The sequence below is a fragment of the Deinococcus wulumuqiensis R12 genome, assembly GCF_011067105.1.
Lineage (GTDB): Bacteria > Deinococcota > Deinococci > Deinococcales > Deinococcaceae > Deinococcus > Deinococcus wulumuqiensis.
In genome coordinates this window covers 995,661-1,010,632 of sequence record NZ_CP049357.1, presented here as the reverse complement: position 1 = coordinate 1,010,632, position 14,972 = coordinate 995,661, and the positions used below count along the sequence as shown (strand labels likewise).

21 protein-coding genes are annotated in these 14,972 nt (G+C 65.2%); 20 read left to right on the top strand and 1 reads right to left on the bottom strand.

From position 1 onward, the window contains the following. Positions 1-32: 32 nt before the first annotated feature. Genes G6R31_RS05060 through G6R31_RS05050 form a run of 3 tightly spaced genes read left to right on the top strand, consistent with a single transcriptional unit; the run spans position 33 to position 2,397 of the window. The gene (locus G6R31_RS05060) at positions 33-536 is read left to right on the top strand and encodes a class II glutamine amidotransferase (RefSeq protein ID WP_017869210.1); all 504 of its coding nucleotides are present in this window, start codon (positions 33-35) and stop codon (positions 534-536) included. Next, positions 524-1,885: a DUF3440 domain-containing protein gene (locus G6R31_RS05055; protein WP_017869209.1), complete on the top strand. Its 1,362-nt coding sequence runs from the start codon at positions 524-526 to the stop codon at positions 1,883-1,885. The genes G6R31_RS05060 and G6R31_RS05055 overlap by 13 nt, the downstream gene beginning before the upstream one ends. Continuing rightward, a complete protein-coding gene (locus tag G6R31_RS05050) occupies positions 1,882-2,397 on the top strand; it encodes an IbrB-like domain-containing protein (protein WP_017869208.1) in 516 nt (171 codons plus the stop codon). The genes G6R31_RS05055 and G6R31_RS05050 overlap by 4 nt, the downstream gene beginning before the upstream one ends. Here G6R31_RS05050 and G6R31_RS05045 read toward each other — a convergent pair. Further along, entirely contained in the window at positions 2,372-3,163 is a 792-nt protein-coding gene (locus G6R31_RS05045; RefSeq protein WP_152423435.1) for a hypothetical protein, read from the bottom strand. The two genes, G6R31_RS05050 and G6R31_RS05045, sit on opposite strands and share 26 nt — an antisense overlap. A 39-nt stretch (positions 3,164-3,202) precedes the next feature. On the opposite strand from G6R31_RS05045, the gene G6R31_RS05040 reads away from it, so the two are divergent. The 17 genes from G6R31_RS05040 to G6R31_RS04960 all read left to right on the top strand — a co-directional run bounded on the left by G6R31_RS05040 (position 3,203) and on the right by G6R31_RS04960 (position 14,885). Further along, the gene (locus G6R31_RS05040; RefSeq protein WP_017869206.1) at positions 3,203-3,805 is read left to right on the top strand and encodes a hypothetical protein; all 603 of its coding nucleotides are present in this window, start codon (positions 3,203-3,205) and stop codon (positions 3,803-3,805) included. Continuing rightward, on the top strand, positions 3,792-4,295 hold the full coding sequence (locus G6R31_RS05035) for a hypothetical protein (RefSeq protein ID WP_017869205.1): 504 nt from the start codon (positions 3,792-3,794) through the stop codon (positions 4,293-4,295). The genes G6R31_RS05040 and G6R31_RS05035 overlap by 14 nt, the downstream gene beginning before the upstream one ends. Then, the gene (locus G6R31_RS05030; RefSeq protein WP_152423434.1) at positions 4,295-5,719 is read left to right on the top strand and encodes a hypothetical protein; all 1,425 of its coding nucleotides are present in this window, start codon (positions 4,295-4,297) and stop codon (positions 5,717-5,719) included. Before G6R31_RS05035 ends, G6R31_RS05030 begins: the two co-directional genes overlap by 1 nt. Then, entirely contained in the window at positions 5,697-7,229 is a 1,533-nt protein-coding gene (locus tag G6R31_RS05025; RefSeq protein ID WP_161617815.1) for a hypothetical protein, read from the top strand. The genes G6R31_RS05030 and G6R31_RS05025 overlap by 23 nt, the downstream gene beginning before the upstream one ends. Continuing rightward, positions 7,183-7,341 carry a hypothetical protein gene (locus G6R31_RS05020; protein WP_017869202.1) on the top strand — a complete coding sequence of 53 codons (159 nt, stop codon included), beginning with the start codon at positions 7,183-7,185 and terminating at the stop codon, positions 7,339-7,341. Before G6R31_RS05025 ends, G6R31_RS05020 begins: the two co-directional genes overlap by 47 nt. A gap of 11 nt (positions 7,342-7,352) precedes the next feature. Then, a complete protein-coding gene (locus G6R31_RS05015) occupies positions 7,353-8,681 on the top strand; it encodes a hypothetical protein (RefSeq protein WP_017869201.1) in 1,329 nt (442 codons plus the stop codon). Continuing rightward, positions 8,678-9,130 (top strand): hypothetical protein, encoded by a 453-nt coding sequence (locus G6R31_RS05010; protein ID WP_017869200.1) that lies wholly within the window; start codon positions 8,678-8,680, stop codon positions 9,128-9,130. Before G6R31_RS05015 ends, G6R31_RS05010 begins: the two co-directional genes overlap by 4 nt. A 79-nt stretch (positions 9,131-9,209) precedes the next feature. After that, positions 9,210-10,445 (top strand): phage major capsid protein, encoded by a 1,236-nt coding sequence (locus G6R31_RS05005; protein WP_017869199.1) that lies wholly within the window; start codon positions 9,210-9,212, stop codon positions 10,443-10,445. Between the two features lie 59 nt (positions 10,446-10,504). Continuing rightward, positions 10,505-11,242 (top strand): hypothetical protein, encoded by a 738-nt coding sequence (locus G6R31_RS05000; protein ID WP_152423433.1) that lies wholly within the window; start codon positions 10,505-10,507, stop codon positions 11,240-11,242. Between the two features lie 5 nt (positions 11,243-11,247). Beyond that, positions 11,248-11,631, top strand: a complete 384-nt coding sequence (locus G6R31_RS04995) for a hypothetical protein (RefSeq protein WP_017869197.1) — start codon at positions 11,248-11,250, stop codon at positions 11,629-11,631. Continuing rightward, positions 11,628-12,002, top strand: a complete 375-nt coding sequence (locus G6R31_RS04990; protein WP_017869196.1) for a hypothetical protein — start codon at positions 11,628-11,630, stop codon at positions 12,000-12,002. The genes G6R31_RS04995 and G6R31_RS04990 overlap by 4 nt, the downstream gene beginning before the upstream one ends. 8 nt (positions 12,003-12,010) lie before the next feature. Next, positions 12,011-12,250: a hypothetical protein gene (locus tag G6R31_RS04985; protein ID WP_017869195.1), complete on the top strand. Its 240-nt coding sequence runs from the start codon at positions 12,011-12,013 to the stop codon at positions 12,248-12,250. Next, on the top strand, positions 12,247-12,699 hold the full coding sequence (locus G6R31_RS04980; protein ID WP_017869194.1) for a hypothetical protein: 453 nt from the start codon (positions 12,247-12,249) through the stop codon (positions 12,697-12,699). Before G6R31_RS04985 ends, G6R31_RS04980 begins: the two co-directional genes overlap by 4 nt. 9 nt (positions 12,700-12,708) lie before the next feature. Next, the gene (locus G6R31_RS04975; RefSeq protein WP_017869193.1) at positions 12,709-13,392 is read left to right on the top strand and encodes a hypothetical protein; all 684 of its coding nucleotides are present in this window, start codon (positions 12,709-12,711) and stop codon (positions 13,390-13,392) included. Between the two features lie 258 nt (positions 13,393-13,650). Further along, entirely contained in the window at positions 13,651-14,067 is a 417-nt protein-coding gene (locus G6R31_RS04970) for a hypothetical protein (RefSeq protein WP_017869192.1), read from the top strand. Then, positions 14,064-14,417, top strand: a complete 354-nt coding sequence (locus tag G6R31_RS04965; RefSeq protein WP_017869191.1) for a hypothetical protein — start codon at positions 14,064-14,066, stop codon at positions 14,415-14,417. The genes G6R31_RS04970 and G6R31_RS04965 overlap by 4 nt, the downstream gene beginning before the upstream one ends. Before the next feature lie 3 nt (positions 14,418-14,420). Continuing rightward, positions 14,421-14,885, top strand: coding sequence for an HK97 gp10 family phage protein (locus G6R31_RS04960; protein WP_017869190.1), 465 nt, complete (start codon positions 14,421-14,423; stop codon positions 14,883-14,885). The last annotated feature ends 87 nt before the right edge of the window (positions 14,886-14,972 follow it).

Below are 14,972 nucleotides of genomic sequence, written 5' to 3'. Positions count from 1 at the left end.
ACGTCGCCCTCGGCCCGGTTCAGCCGGAGGCCATGTCTACCCCGGTAGGCAGCCTGATCGGGCACACCCGCCTCGCCACCTCGGGCCGCCATGACGACCTTGCCGCCGCGCAGCCCTTGCAGGCCGGACGGTTGTTCGTCGCCCACAACGGCACGGTGCCCGGTGCAGCCCTCTATGCCGAGCGCCTTCACCTGACGCCGACGACAGAGAGTGACTCCGAGGTGCTGGCGCTGCTGCTCGCAAAGGCGACAACCCTGGGCGGCGCGGCCGACACCCTCGACCTGCTGACCCCCGGCGTGCCGCTGGCGCTGCTGGTGCTGGAGCCGGGCGGGTCTGTCCTCGCGGCCCGGCGCGGCCACCCGCTGCACGTCTCACGCCGTCCCGAGGGCACCTACTTCTGCTCCCTGCCCTTCGAAGGGAGCGAAGCCCTAACCGACAGCACCGTGACGCGCTTCTCGGCAGGACTGGAAGAGGTGCAGGCCCTAAGCACGACGGTCAGCCTCCGCAGCAATGGGGGTGCCTCGTGGACGCTCTGACCCCTACCGGTGCCAACGGTCAGGTCGCTGCCGAGCTAGGCGTCAGCGCCCCGCACCCGGACCTGAAGCCGTACCGCTACAACCCGAAGCAGGCGGGCCTGAAAGCCCAGGAAGTCGAGAAGGACGTGCTGACCCTCGCCCGCGAGCGGCTGCGGCACATCTATGACCTGTTCGACCACGTCTCGGTGTCGCTCTCGGGTGGCAAGGACTCCACGGTGATTCTCAACCTCACCCTGGAGATTGCCCGCGAGCGGGGCCGCCTGCCGCTCGACGTGGTGTTCTGGGACGAGGAGTGCATCTACACCGAGAACGTGGACTACATCCGCCGCGTGGCCCGCGACCCGGACATCGCGCTGCGGTGGCTGTGCATTCCGGTCAAGCACCGCAACGCCTGCTCCAGCGAGCAGCCGACGTGGTCCCCCTGGGCACCCGAGGACCGCGACAAGTGGGTGCGCGAGCTTCCCGCCGAGGCCCTCACCGAGCTGCCCGGTTATGACCCCACGGATCCTGCCGCCCGCCTGTCCATCCCTGAACTGTCGGGCCTGCTCTTTACCCCGCAGCAGGGGAACGTCTGCCAGATCCTGGGCATCCGCGCCGACGAGTCTTTGATTCGCCGCTCGGCAGTCAGTCGCCGCACGGAGGACAACTACATCATCAAGGACTCCGGCGGCTACGGCGGCGCGACGGCGGTGCTTCACCCCGGCAACGTCTGGAAGGCGTACCCCATCTACGACTGGCGCACCGACGACGTCTGGTACGCGCCTAAAATTCTTGGCTGGGATTACTGCCGGGTCTATGACGCGATGGACAAGCTGGGCTTCTCGCCCGCGCAGCAGCGCCTCGCCCCGCCGTTTGGTGAAGAACCCATGCAGCGCCTGCACCAGTACCACGAGATCGAGCCGGAGTTGTGGGACCGCATGGTGTTCCGCGTGCCGGGCGCGGCCACCGCCAAGCGCTACAGCCGAACCGAGCTGTACGCCTTCGGGGAGCTGCCCGACAGGCCACGTGGCCTAACCTACGAGGCATGGCTGCGCGACCTCGTGTCGGCCAACTTTCCCGAGAAGGAACGGGCGCAGGTCAGCAAGGCCATCCGCTCGCACCTGCGGATGCACTACCGCAAGACGGCTGACCCGCTGGCCCCGAACGTCGAGCACCCGGTCAGCGGTTACGCCTGGGCCTTCTTCGTGAAGATGGCGATGCGCGGCAACTTCAAGGACCGTCGCCAGCCGAGCATGAAAAGCCGCACCCCTGAAGAGTTCGCCCACTGGCACGCCAAGTACCGGGCCGACTTGCAGCCCTACCTCGACGAGCTGGCCGAGGCCCGCGCCACCACTGGAGAGACGCCATGAAAAAAGGACGTGACGCCCAGCCGCTTTCCCGAATCGAGTGGGTTCACCGCGACGACCTGCACGCCAACAGCTACAACCCCAACAAGGTCGCCAAGCCTGAACTGGAACTGCTGAAGGTGAGCATCCTCGAAGACGGCTGGACCCAACCCATCGTCGCCCGGCCCAATGGGGAAATCGTGGACGGCTTCCACCGCTGGACCGTGAGCGCCGACCCGCGCCTCTACGCCATGACCGACGGCTTCGTGCCGGTGGTGCGCCTGGAGCCACCTGCGACGGGGGACCAGATGCTCTCCACCATCCGCCACAACCGGGCCAGGGGAGAGCACGGCGTTCTGCCGATGGCCGACATCGTGCGCCGCCTGATCGACGAAGAGGGGCTGACGCCTGAGCAGGTCATGACCCGTTGCGGCATGGAGAAAGAAGAAGTCACCCGCCTCTATGACCGGGGTGGGATGACTGAGCGGGGGACGCAGGGGAAGGAAGGGTTTAGTCGGGGGTGGGTGCCGAGTTGACCGTAGTTTTTAGCTTGCGCGTTTCTCTTAACATGCTTGGGTCCGTGTAACCGTCGAGAACTCTTAAATATTCTTGGTAAGAAAAGATCTGGGAATGAAACTCTTGGCTCGTAGGCTCCAGAGCTTGACCAAACGGGCCAAGCAGTTGGTGAATAGGTAGTAGTTGGCCTTTCACTTGTGGGTCGTTAAGCAATTCAAGAAGCTGTTTGCGCTTTCGCTCAGTAAGCGCAATACGGACTTCTGGGAGTAGGCAGTCGTAAATCGCTTCCCACACCTCGGAAAGCACAATTTCCGTTTCCCCTTCCGTTGGTTCATACCCTTCGTGAGCACAACGATTCCTAAGGTTTTTCATGTCGACACCTTTGACTCTTGCCTCAAGAGTTGAAGGAATCTTATTAAAACGTGTCCAATAATCAGCTACAAAGGCACCTAATTGCCGCTCGGATAGCTTTATCGAATTTCGCAGTGTTGGTTCTGTTTGAAAAGAAAGGAATGTGATTAGATATTCACGCCTGAAAGCTTCTGTGGCTGAGAAAGCTGAAAGTACAGCTTCACGTCTATAGCCATCCTGATAAGCCAAAATGGCTTGGAGAAGAGCAATTTCAAACAGAAAGAAGCCATGCCAAATCACATGCTCAACGTCATTTTCACAAATAACTCTTTCCAACTCTGGGGGTTCGCTAAATGGTTTTAACCTTATTTTGAGGGCAAACATCGCAACATACATGTCCTCATTTTTGAGGCAGCAGACGGGAGAGATGTACATAATCTCAGGATAACAACTAGCCAAAGGAGGTGAACCCCCATGCCCGACCCCGCCGACAAGACGACGACCAAACCGCCCAAGCAGCCCGCCCAAGCGACGAAGCCCAAAGCAGGGAAGGGCCAGGCGGCAAAGCCAAAAGCAGCCCGGCACGGCAACCGTCAATACGACTGGACGTCCCTCCGGCGGGAGTTCATCCGGGGTGACGACCTGCTGACCCTCAAGGCCATGAGTGCCAAGGAGGGCTATCCCGCTTACGACACGCTGAAAACCCGTGCAGCAGCGGAAGACTGGTCAGACCTGCGCACTGAATTCAGGCACCAAGTCGACACCAAACTCCGCGAACTCGACCTCGACATGAAAACCGAGGTCCGCTCCACCCTCGGCAAGCTGGGGCAGGCGCTCATCAGCATCGGCATGAAGGGCGCGGCCACCATCCAGCCCGACAAGCTGGAACCCATCGACGTGGCCCGCTTCGTGAAGATCGGGGCCGACCTGAAGGTGAAAGCGGCGGGCATGGACGAGGTGAAAGTCCGCCTGGGCCGCATCAAGTCGGCAGCGGACTTGGAAAAGCTCTCCGACGACGACCTGTGGCTGCTGGCCGGGATGGTGCCGCCCGGCGAGGAGGAAGATGACGAGTTCTAGCCGCCGCCTGCCCGAGGACGTGAACGCCCGCGCCGTGCAGCAGGCCCTGGCCCTCAACGAACTCAAGCGCCGGGGCGTCTACAGGCCGACGACGACCACCGCAGGCGACGAGCAGAAGAAGTACACCGACCGCTACGCCCGTGACCTCATCGGCTTTTGCGAGCGCGTGCTGGGCATGACCCCCTGGAAGGGCGTGAACGGCAGGGCCGGACAGTACGAGGTGCTCAGGGCCATTCAGGACAGCGTCTGTCGCCAGCTCGACGGGGAGCAGAACGTCCCGTTCATCTTCGTGGTGGAGGCGGGCCACGGCGTGGGAAAACCTACGGGCTGGAAGCGCCGGTCATCGCGTGGTTCTACCGGTGCTTTCAGCCCTCTGTCGTTCAGTCCACCGCCAACACCAACGACCAGGTGCGCGACACCCTCTGGAAGGATGTCCGGACCCACGTCACCAATGCGAGGCACCGCCGCCGCAATGTCATGCCGGGGCTGATGCCCAAAGACATGCGAGCGGAGCAGGCTGCCAACCACTTCGCCATGGGCTTCGTGACCAGCGACAGTGGCGGCACCGGCACCGAGCGCGTGCAGGGCCAGCACAACGATTACCACCTGTGGGTCTTCGAGGAAGCCGAGGGCATCCCCGAATTCATGTACGACGCCGTCAAGCGTCAGTTCACCGGGAACAAGGTGCGCCTGTGGCTGCTCATCGCCAACCCCAAGACCAGCACCTCGACCTTTCAGGAAATGAAGCTGCACCCGATGGCGCAGGTCTTCCGGTTGTCGCTGCTGGATTTCCCGAACGTCTGGAACGGCACCAGCGAAGTCCCCGGCGGTACTGACCGGACGACCTTCAACAACTGGATCGAAGACCAGCGCACCTTCGGCTGTGAAGTGGTGCCGGAGATGGACGAAACGCGCCACACCTTCACGGTGCCCTGGGACGTCCCCAAAGCAGGCGGCGGCTTTCACCCGGCAGGCACCATCTTCGCCCCCAAGCGGGGCTTTTTGTATGGCGCTCTGGGCATCCCGCCGAGCGGCGGCGGCGGTGACACCTTCATCAGCGCTGGGCGATACGACGCGGCCAGAGAGCGGGAGGTGACGGCTCGACCACTCCTCGAAGGTGACGTGCCCGAGTCTCTGAACCTACTTGGTCTAGACCCGTACACACTGCCTGCAGGAGTGACTCACACTTACGGGACATCAAAGTTCCGCCTCATCTGGCACGTCCAGCTGGGCATCGACTGCGCCCGCTACGGCGACGACGCCGGGACCATCTACAGCCTGTTTCGCCGCGTGCTGCGCTTCGAGGAAGCCATTCAGGGCGCAGGCGAACTGGATGAGATGACCCGCACCCGCCGCTACGTGCAGGCGACCGCCAAGGCCCTGCGCCGCTATGCCGATCAGGGCGCGACGCGGGCCAGCATCCGCGTGGACGCCGGGTACGGGGGCGGCATCGTGGACCTGCTACGCGAGCAGGCCGACCTTCAGGAACTCTTCCCCGACGGCTTCACCGTTCACGAGGTGGCGTTCGGCTCCCTGCCGAAAGACGAAGAGCAGTACGCCGACCTCGTGACCGAGATGTACGCCAGCGCCGACGAGGTTTTGTCGGTCACGCGCATTGACCCAGGAAGCGCGCCGCTGCTGCTCAAGCGTGACCTGACCGAGCGCAAGTACGGCTACGTCCTGAAGGGAGACCGGGAGGTCAAGAAATTGGAAAAGAAAGATGCCTTCAAGAAACGCACCAAGGGCCAGAGCCCCGACGACGGCGACGGCGCGGTGCTGGCCCTGGCCCCCGAGGGCATCTTCGGCACCCGCCTTCGCCGTGACCCTTCGGCGCAGGCGGCAGCGAGCCTGACCGTGCAGTCCGTATCCGAAGCCGATGGAGGTGAATACAGTGAGCTTTATTCTTGGTCCTGACGGACAACCCGTGAGCAGCCAGCAGGAAGCCCACGCTCCCTCGGCCCTGCTGCGCGGCGGCAGCCTGCCTGCCAATCCCACCATCGCCGACGCCTACGGCCTCGACCCCGGCCTGCGGGGAGGGTGGACGTATGCCGACGGGCTGGGCCGCCCCAGCCTGCGCCCAGGACGTTACGGCGTGAACCGGGACGCCGAGCGCTACAAGTGCCGCTCGATGTACTACCTCAACCCGCTGTTCTGGGGGGCCATTCAGATCGCGGTGAGCTTCCTCGTCAGCGACTCGTTCTCTTACGGTGAGGTCTACGACAGGGCGGCCCGCACTGCCCTGGAGGACTTCTGGCAGGCGAACAACCTCGGCACCCTCATCTCCGAGCGCTGGATGCCCGAGTTTTTCCTCGACGGCGAGCAGGCCACCGTCTGGCCGACCGGGGACCTCGACCCCGGTGCCGACGCCCCGGCCCGCATCGCCTTTCTCGACCTCGACGCCGGGGTGCGGGTGGAAGGCGACACGGCGCTGGGCACGGTGGCCGCCGACATGGTCTACGCCCTACACCTGCGTCAGGGCATGCGCGAACGCACCTGGAACCGGGGGGAGTTCGTCTGGACCGCCCAGGACGCCCTGCATAACGACCCGCGCGGCTTTCCGCTGGCGAGCGGGGCGGCAGACGCGGCGATGGCCTACATCAGCCTCGCCAACAACCGCCTGAACATCCACGAGATTCAGCAGCGCATCGTCGGGGTCTACACGGCGATGCTCAACCCCGAGGAACCCGACGGCGGCGACGCCAAGTGGCGGGCCAAGGGGGGCGCCTTCCGGCACATCCCGCCCAAGGGGGCCGTCGTGCCGCTCATCACCCGGCCCGGCTACACCGACAAGAACGGCAACAAGTACGACGGCGTGACCGAGAAGCTGGAGTTCCCACGCCCGGCTTCTGGCGCGAGCGACGCCAAGGAGGACATGCGGGTCTTCCTGCGGATTGTCGGCCTGTGCCTCGGCGGTCTGCCGGAGCACTGGCTGGGCGAGGGCGGCTCTGTCAACCGGGCGACGGCCAGCGAGATGAGCACACCCGCCGTCACACTCGGCCTGCGACGACAGGCGACACTGCGCTCCTACCTTGACCGCACCCTGCGCACCGAACTCAGGCGGCGAAACGGCTCGGACCGCAAGTACCGCCTGCCCTACAGCAAAGTCAGCAAGGATGGGCTGAGCCGCTCCACCGGCTACCGCACCGTGACCGCCGACCTGATGGAGTTCCCCTGGAACCTGCCCCGGCTCGACGACGACAGCCTCGACACGCTGCTGCGGGTGGTCACGACGATGGCCGACCGGAGCTGGCTGAGTGACCAGACGGCGGCCAGTCGCCTCGGGGCCGACGTGCCTGCCGAAATCGAGCTGATGGCGGCGGCAGGCCGGACGTTCGGGCAGGGCCGCGCCAATGTCCCAACTCCAGGAGGTGATGGACATGCCCAAGGAAACCAAGACCCGGCAGCAGGAGCGAACGCTCCGTGAACCGGCACCCGACGAGCAGGGCCGCCCCACGCATGAAGCGGGCGGCCCTGCTGCCGTCAAGCCCCGGCGCGAGCAGGCCGGGCGCAAGGAAGTGCTGCGCGAAGTGCGCTGAAAGGAGGCGTTATGCCACAGATGAACCGTTCGCCCTGCACCACGTCCCTGAGCCGCTTGCTGCTGCGCGAAAGCGTGACCACCGAGCACGGCATGCGCCTGACCGAGCACCTCGGCCCCGACCGGGGCAACGCCAGCCTCCGCGAGGAAAAGCGCGGCGGCGAGACCGTGACCCTGGTGGACGTGACCGTCGCCACCGCAGGCCGCGTGAACCGCAACCGCCGCTACTACTCGCGCGAGGTGTGGGCCGGGGCCATCGCTGCGGCCCAGGACGACATCGCCGCCGGGAAGTTCTGGGGCCTGCTCGAACACCCCAAAGACGGCTGGGACGACTGGGACCCCCTCAAGGGTCGCCTGGAAGCCATCTGGGTGATCTACGAAAAGCTCTGGCTCGACGGGGACACCGTGAAGGCCACTGGCGTCCTGATCGACGACCACGCCGCCGGGCAGACCATGCGGGCGCTGCTGAAAAAGAAAGTGGCCGTGGGCATCAGCAGCAATGGCACCGGCAGCGGCCAGTATCTGCCGGCCAAGGAGATTCCAGGGCTGACCGATCCGGTAGACCCCGAAGAACTCATCGCCGTCATTCAGCCGGACTTCCGGCTGCTGACCATCGACGCCGTCTCCGACCCTTCCGACCTGTCGGGCACTGCCCGGCAGAAGGAAACCCACCGCCCAAAGGAGGGCACCATGCACCCGAAACTCAAGGCCCTGCTGGAGAAGTTCTCCGGCCTCACCCTGGAGCAGATCAAGGCGCAGCACCAGGCCGAGTACACCGCCGCCATGGTCGCCATCGCCGAAGAAGTGGCGCAGGGGCCGAATACGCCCCCCACCAACCCCGCGCCGACCCCTGCGCCCGCCCCTGCGAACTCTGCGCCCAGCAGCCCGCCCGTACCCGCACCCCAAGTCCCTGCCAGCCAAGCGGAAAGCACGCTGGAAAACACGGTGCTGGGCCTGACCACCGAACTCCAGCGCGAGCGGCAGGAAAAGCAGGTCGAGCGCCGCACCAACATCGCCATCACTGCCCTGGAAGCCGCGCAGCTGCCGCGCGCCCCGAAGGTCGGCGAACTCGACCTTGACGCCCGCTTCCGCGAGCAGCTGATTAACGCCTCGGTGACCGCTCGGGACGACGCCGAAGCCAAGGCCCTGGTGGAGCAGATGATCGGCGAACGGGCGGCCCTGATGGGTGCGGCCCAGCAGCGCGGCCAGCGTCCCCAGGAAAGTGCTTCTCAGCGGGCCGGGGGCGTCAGCCTGCCCACCGGCAACAACAGCGCCCCCAGCCGCCAGCTCGAAGGCCATAACCCCGTCGCCAGTGCGCGGGGCTTTCTCAACCTGAAGTGAGCGCCGCACCCACCGCGCCCGGGGTCCGCCTGGACCAGGGCGCTTTTCTCTTCGCCCCCACTCCGCACGAGGTGCCCACCGTGAAAACCCGCGCTCATGGCTCGCCCGATCAGGGCATCACCCTCCCCCTCAACATGCCTGAAGGCACGCAGGAAGGCATTCCCGCCACCTACGGCGACGGCGGGCTGGTCGTCGTTCCCGTGACTGGCCGCGTCAGCGCCGACGACCTGAAGAACCCGGCCAAGATCACCCCGCAGGGTCTGCGCGCTGGGCAGGCCAGCTGCTACCTCGCCGGGGTGCAGCTGGTGCTGAGCGTCAAGATCGCCGCCAGCGTCGCCGAGGGCGGCAAGGTCTACAAGCAGCCCGACGGCACCTTCAGCGAAGCCGCTGGCGGCGTGTTCGTCGGCTGGAAAGTGAACGGCAAGCTCGCCCTGCGCGCCAGCCAGTAAAGCCTTCTCGCCCCGCCTGCGCCCCATGTGCGGGCGGGTTTCGCCTGTCCTTTTCGCCCCCACTCCCCAGGAGGACACGATGTCCCAGGTTTCCAAACTCCGCATGGGCTTCCGCGAGGCCGCCATCCGTGGCTACATCCCCGAGCACCTCGCCGACAAGCTCACCATGATGACCATTCTCGAAGCGGGCATCCAGGCCTTCCACAAGGGCTACTTCAAGGACCTGCTCGACCAGAACCTCGAAAAGAGCCGTGAGCAGCGCATCAGCAACCGCGAGGGCTGGGACATGGCGCTGGCCGCCCAGGACGCCCTGCTCGACGACATCACCGGCGTTCGCTGGGCGCACCGGCAGACCGAGACGCTGACCACCAGCGACTTCGCTCTGGCGCTGGCCTACACCCGCGACGCGGCCCAGAAGCCCGGCTACGCGCCGTATGAAAGCGAACTGCTCAAGGTGGCCCGCACCCGCACCGTGGCCAACTTCAAGCCCATCAAGGCACGTGGCGCGACCAACCTGCTGCACCGCTTTCTGGCGCTGCGGCCCGAGGCCACCAACGTGCTGTACACCGGCTTCATCGGGCAGGGCGACTTCTACTCGGTGGCGAACTACGAGCTGGCGATTGCCTACACCTGGGAAATGTACGTCAACGACGAAATCGGCGAGTTCGTGGACGCGATGGAAGAACTCGGGGAAGCGGCCGCCCGCACCCGTGCCTGGAGCGTCATTGACGCCATTGCCCGCATGGTGCCGCGCGTGCCGCTGCTTGACGGTGAACTCGGGCCGACCATCCAGAACATCCTGGCGATCCAGGCCGACATGGCCGAGCAGACCGTGGACGGGCGCTTCGTGGCCCGGACCCTGACCGATCTCTACCTCCCCGCGACGTGGAGTTCGCTCGCCAGCGTGGTTCTCAACAGCCAGCAGCTCGGCTACACCGGCGGCGGCTCTGGCCCGGCAGTCGGCCAGCCCACCACCAACCCGGTCTACAAGGCGGCCACGCCCCACAGCGAGCCGCTCATGGCCGAAATCTTCGCGGCGGGTCCTGAAGGCAACCCCCGCTACAACGACCCGGCTGCCGGGTACGCCGAACTCAGCCCGAAAGACTGGGTGGCCCTTGACCGGGGCGCCCGCCCGCTGGAAATCAGCTACCTCGAAGGGTTCCAGAGCGGTCCCAAGACCTACACCAAGGCGCCCGATGTGGTGGAACTCAACCACGGCGCGTTCGAGAACCACACCTTCGCCGTGAAGGTGGGCGACGTGCATGGCGCGACGGTGGCGGACAAGACCGCCATCCGCATCGCCCAGGCCTCCTGACCTGAATCTCTCGTGACTGACACTGGGCCGGAGCCTTTCCCCCGGCCCGGGAGGAACCTGTGACCGCAAGCAAGAAACTTGTCCTCGCCATGCCCTTTTTCGACGGCCTTCAGTGGCAGCGGGGTGTGGGCGAGGTCTTCGACACCAGCAAGCTCGACGAGAAGGTGGCCGAGAAGCTGGAAGCCAAGGGCTATCTGGTGACCGAGCAGGTCTACCGTGCCCGCCTGAACCCTGAAGCGGCACGCATTCAGGAAGCGGCGGAAGCGTCGCAGGGCGAGTTGCAGAGCATCTACGCCCTGTTCCCCGGCGTGACGACGACCGAGGGCGTCAGGGCAGCCGTGACCGCCCTACAAGCGAAGGTGCCCAGCGCCGAGGACCTGCAGAAAGTCAGCAGCGCCCGGACCTTCGCGCAGCAGCTTGGGCAGCTTTACCCGGACGCCAAGACGCCCGACGACCTGCTTACGGCGGTCCGTGAAGGCCAGAGCCAGGTGGGGCAACTGACGCAGCAGCTTCAGGTGGCCGAGGCCGATCTGACGGCAGCTCAGGCGAACGCCACGAAACCCGAAGATGCTCAGGCGCTGGCCGAGTACCGCTCGTCGGTAGGCGAACTGCTGCCGGGCAAGATCACGGCGCAGGCCCGCAAAACGCTGCTTGAGCATGGGTTTGTCGGCAAGGCCCTGGTTTCTCGCTTGAGCGACAAGGAGCTGCTTGACCTGCCCAACGTGGCCCAGGGGACGCTCGACACGCTGCGGGAATGGGCGCCTGCCACGTTGCCGGTTGAACCCAACGGGGGCTGATCGGGATGACGCTGGCAGAGCAACCCGACCTTACTGCGGCAGAACTGCTTGAGGCCCATTACGGGCTGACGGCAGACGCCCTGGGGCTGACAGCAGAAGGCTATGCGCAGCGCCTCACGCTCTGGGAGCGCGCTGTGGAAGCTCGGCCTGTCGAGCGGCGGGAAGCTGGCCTGCGGGCGCTCGCGTTGCGGGCCTGGGTCACGCGTCTGGTTGCTCAGGCAGATAAATTCCGCGCAGAAGGCGAGATCACGGTCGAGCGCGACATTCTGGGCCGAATTGAAGTGGTGCGTAGCTGGCTTGCTGCCGCAGAAGCCGAGGGCGCTGGCCCGGCGGCCGCGACTGGCCCTGCTAACCCCTCGCCTGAACTTGTTCCGTGGGGCATCGGATGAGTCTCACCGACGACCCCGAATTCCGCGCCTACCGCGCCGAGGCGCAGGCCACCGTCCGCGAGTACCAGGGGGTGATGTTCCGGCACCAGGGCGAGTTCACGCTCGGCCCCCACCGCTGGCCGTGCCGCTTCAGCGTGCAGGACCCAGCAAAAGCCAAGCCCGACGAGTTGGCCCGACTGCAAGCCTTCGCGGGGACGCGCGGGCTGGTGTACACCGACCTCCGGCTGCTGAAGACGCACCCTGACGACGACCTGCCGTTCCCCGGCGCCACGCTCCCCTGGGACGACGGCACCCTCGAAGTGCTGGACTGGTCCCAGGAATCCGACTTCACCGGCCTGCGCGTCGGCACCTGCGTGCTGCGGAGGCCATAGGAGACCTCATGCTGACAATTGACCAAATTTACGAATACTGGCCGAAAATAGGCGAGCTGACAGCGCATATTGTCGGCGCGAGCGCTGACGAGCTTGCCGCCCTTTTCCGTGTTCAACAGGTGTCGTACGACGGTCAGGCATTTGCCGTTCAACGCCTCGTGGTGATCGAAAAGAGCTTTTTATCTACACAAGATAAAAACTCTCTGGTGAACTGGAAAGTGGAAGTGACAGCTCAGCGTATTTCATGATCGCCCAGGACATTCATGATCGCCTGCGGGCGGTCCTTCCCGCCTCGGTGCCGATTCTGTTGCCCGAGCAGCAGCGTGAGCCGCTGGACGCCGCGCCGGTAGACGCCCAGGGCCGCCCAGTGGTGGGCGGCGGCGAGCGCGGCCTCGGGACCTACCTGCACCAGCATCCGCAGGGATACGTGCAGGTGGAATTTGCCCAGGCCATCCGCTCTGCTGGCCCTTTGCGAGTGTTCTGGGTCGCCGTGGCCTGCACCACCCCTACGCAGGATGGGTGCCAGTTCCTTATGGACTGGGTCAGCCGCACCCTTATCGGCATTCCGGGCCGGGACCCTGGCCTCTACAGCGAGGTCACGCCCGGCTTGCCCCAGCCCCTCGCCCTCACCTCGCCTCTCGTCTGGCAGGCCCGCGCCGTGCTGCAGCCGCTGCACGTCGGCGGGCGCCTGGCCTAAGGAGTCATCATGCTCACTGTTGCGAACACCAACACCGCTCTGGACGCTGCCAATGCCCGTGGCAGCGGCCAGATCATCTACTTCGACCCCATCACCCCCGAGGGCCTGGCGACAGGCAACGGGTTCCTCGACCTCGGCTATTTTCCCGAGGGCACCCGCATCAGCCCCAACATCGAGGTCAACCGCGAAGATCTGCTGGCCGCTGGGCGTGAATCGGGCGCCAGCGTGCGTATCGCCAGCGTGATCGCCAACTCCACCATCGGATATGAAATCCCCGTTCTGACCCCCGACGCTCAGGTGCGGGCGCTGCACGCTGGCGCGGGCGCCGTCATTGCAACTGGCGAGACGCTGGCGGGCGTGCGGGCATACCAGATCAACCCCGAGGCCGCCGTCGTGGGCCGCTTTGTGTTCGTCAAGAAGCGGCCCAACGGTCCTCACACGGTCATCTGGCACCCGCGCTTCGAGCTGTCGGCCAACGGCACGGCGGACGGCGACGCGAACAGTGAGACGCTGAACTTCGTGGGCAGCGTGCAGGCCTACCGCTACAAGCCTGCTGAGGCGTTCGCCGGAATGGTCACGGCCATCGGTCAGTACGGCGTGATGTTCGAGGCCCCTACTGATGCTGGGCTCGACGCGCTGCTCACGGCGCTGGATGCGGAAGCGCTGCCCGACGCCACGCCTGCCCAGGCCTAGCCTCATTGGGCCGCCCGAGATAACGGTGCGGCCCATTTTTTAACAAAAGAATCTTCTTTTAGTTGGAGGGCTGAATGTCCAATTCCCGTATTCGTGATTTGGTGATGCGTACTCCGTTGAGCGAGGCACAGGCCGAGTGGCTGCTGGAGCAAATGCCTAACGCCAGCGACAAGACGCTGCAACAAGTTGTCGCGCTGGCCTGCTCCGGGCATCCCATCACCCGAATCATTGCCCTGGTTCGGTCGGGTAGAGGTCCCCGTGCTCCCCATTCGTGAAATCGTCGACCTCAGCACCGGCGCGGTGACCCTGCGGGCCTGGGGCGCCCACGTGGCCGACGCCTATTTGATCGACCTGCTTAAAATCACCGCCACCCTCGCCGCGTTGCGCGAGCACTGGCAGGACTTTCGGCGCGAGGACATCGAGCGTGAGCTGTGGCCCGCCTACTGGCGGCTGGTGCAGGCCAGCCTCGACGGCTGCACGCTGCCGAGAAACCTCAACTGGCACGACCGGCTGCTGCTGCTCGACGCCATGTGGCAGCTCAACGACATCGAGGCGAGCGAGGGAAAACTGAAGGCCCTGGAGCAGCGGGCGGCCCAGCGGCTGGCGCGGGTGACGCAACTGGTCCAGGGCCAGTTGACGACAGCCCCCCAGACGCCACCGTTGACGAGTTCGTGATCCGGGTCTTCGGCGTCACGGCCTACCCGCAGCTGATCCAGCAGCCTTACCGCCTGCTCCTGCGGGCCGCCGAGATCGCCGGAGAACGTGAAGCGGCGCTGCGGCTCGCGCGGGTGCAGGACGGGCGCATTGCCGACGGCATGAAGCTGGGACGCCAGTGGGTGCCGGGCCGCAAGGAAAAGGCCGACCCCGACGCCGGGCACTGGGACCTGGGGCCGCTGCTCCGGCACGAGGAACAGCTCGACCGGTTGGCGCGGCCCTGGGCGCATACCCCGGAGGCCATTGAGCGCCGCCTTGACGCGGAGCAGGACGCCGCCTTCCACAAGCTGTTCCAGGCCATGAAGGGGTAAGACATGTTAGACGCGCGAAAACTTACGGATGCATTGGTCAAGCTGGAGAAGGCGTGCGATTCGTTGCCTCAAATTGCCGAGACGGCTACATCTGAAAGCCAGGGGATGTTATTTGTCGCCGCTCAGGGGAATATTTACAGCACGGCCCCCGGGGCACGGAAACGGACCGGCGAGTACTTGCGGAGTCTCAGCGCCAAAGGTAAGGCGACAAAAAACGCTGCCGCGATCACGGTCAAAAGCGACAGCCCCTATGCCCTGTACATAGAGTTTGGGCGCCCCGGCGTCCCCGTCGCTCAGCTTCAAGCTCTGGCGCTAGCAGGCGCAATAAATGACCCACTGACCCTGGGGCGCAGCGGGCAGCAGTGGTGGGTTGCTGGGCCTGTACTTGTCAGCGGGCAAGCATATGCGGCGAAGCGGCTGCAAGATTTGTTTGCAAAAGAAGTGCGAAAGGTGGTGAAGGGGGGGTGACTACTCCTTCGGCACAGCAACGAGCTGAAGGCCCAAGCCGCCTAAGACCTACTTGTTCTGCTTATAGGCCCTGCGAAAGTAGGAACT

Coding starts and splice junctions, on each gene's coding strand:
- G6R31_RS04960 (WP_017869190.1), top strand. CDS start 14,421: ATGTTAGACGCGCGAAAACTTACGGATGCATTGGTCAAGCTGGAGAAG.
- G6R31_RS05050 (WP_017869208.1), top strand. CDS start 1,882: ATGAAAAAAGGACGTGACGCCCAGCCGCTTTCCCGAATCGAGTGGGTT.
- G6R31_RS04995 (WP_017869197.1), top strand. CDS start 11,248: ATGACGCTGGCAGAGCAACCCGACCTTACTGCGGCAGAACTGCTTGAG.
- G6R31_RS05020 (WP_017869202.1), top strand. CDS start 7,183: ATGCCCAAGGAAACCAAGACCCGGCAGCAGGAGCGAACGCTCCGTGAA.
- G6R31_RS05060 (WP_017869210.1), top strand. CDS start 33: ATGTCTACCCCGGTAGGCAGCCTGATCGGGCACACCCGCCTCGCCACC.
- G6R31_RS05015 (WP_017869201.1), top strand. CDS start 7,353: ATGCCACAGATGAACCGTTCGCCCTGCACCACGTCCCTGAGCCGCTTG.
- G6R31_RS04990 (WP_017869196.1), top strand. CDS start 11,628: ATGAGTCTCACCGACGACCCCGAATTCCGCGCCTACCGCGCCGAGGCG.
- G6R31_RS05035 (WP_017869205.1), top strand. CDS start 3,792: ATGACGAGTTCTAGCCGCCGCCTGCCCGAGGACGTGAACGCCCGCGCC.
- G6R31_RS05005 (WP_017869199.1), top strand. CDS start 9,210: ATGTCCCAGGTTTCCAAACTCCGCATGGGCTTCCGCGAGGCCGCCATC.
- G6R31_RS05030 (WP_152423434.1), top strand. CDS start 4,295: ATGCCCAAAGACATGCGAGCGGAGCAGGCTGCCAACCACTTCGCCATG.
- G6R31_RS05040 (WP_017869206.1), top strand. CDS start 3,203: ATGCCCGACCCCGCCGACAAGACGACGACCAAACCGCCCAAGCAGCCC.
- G6R31_RS04985 (WP_017869195.1), top strand. CDS start 12,011: ATGCTGACAATTGACCAAATTTACGAATACTGGCCGAAAATAGGCGAG.
- G6R31_RS05045 (WP_152423435.1), bottom strand. CDS start 3,163: ATGTACATCTCTCCCGTCTGCTGCCTCAAAAATGAGGACATGTATGTT.
- G6R31_RS04975 (WP_017869193.1), top strand. CDS start 12,709: ATGCTCACTGTTGCGAACACCAACACCGCTCTGGACGCTGCCAATGCC.
- G6R31_RS04980 (WP_017869194.1), top strand. CDS start 12,247: ATGATCGCCCAGGACATTCATGATCGCCTGCGGGCGGTCCTTCCCGCC.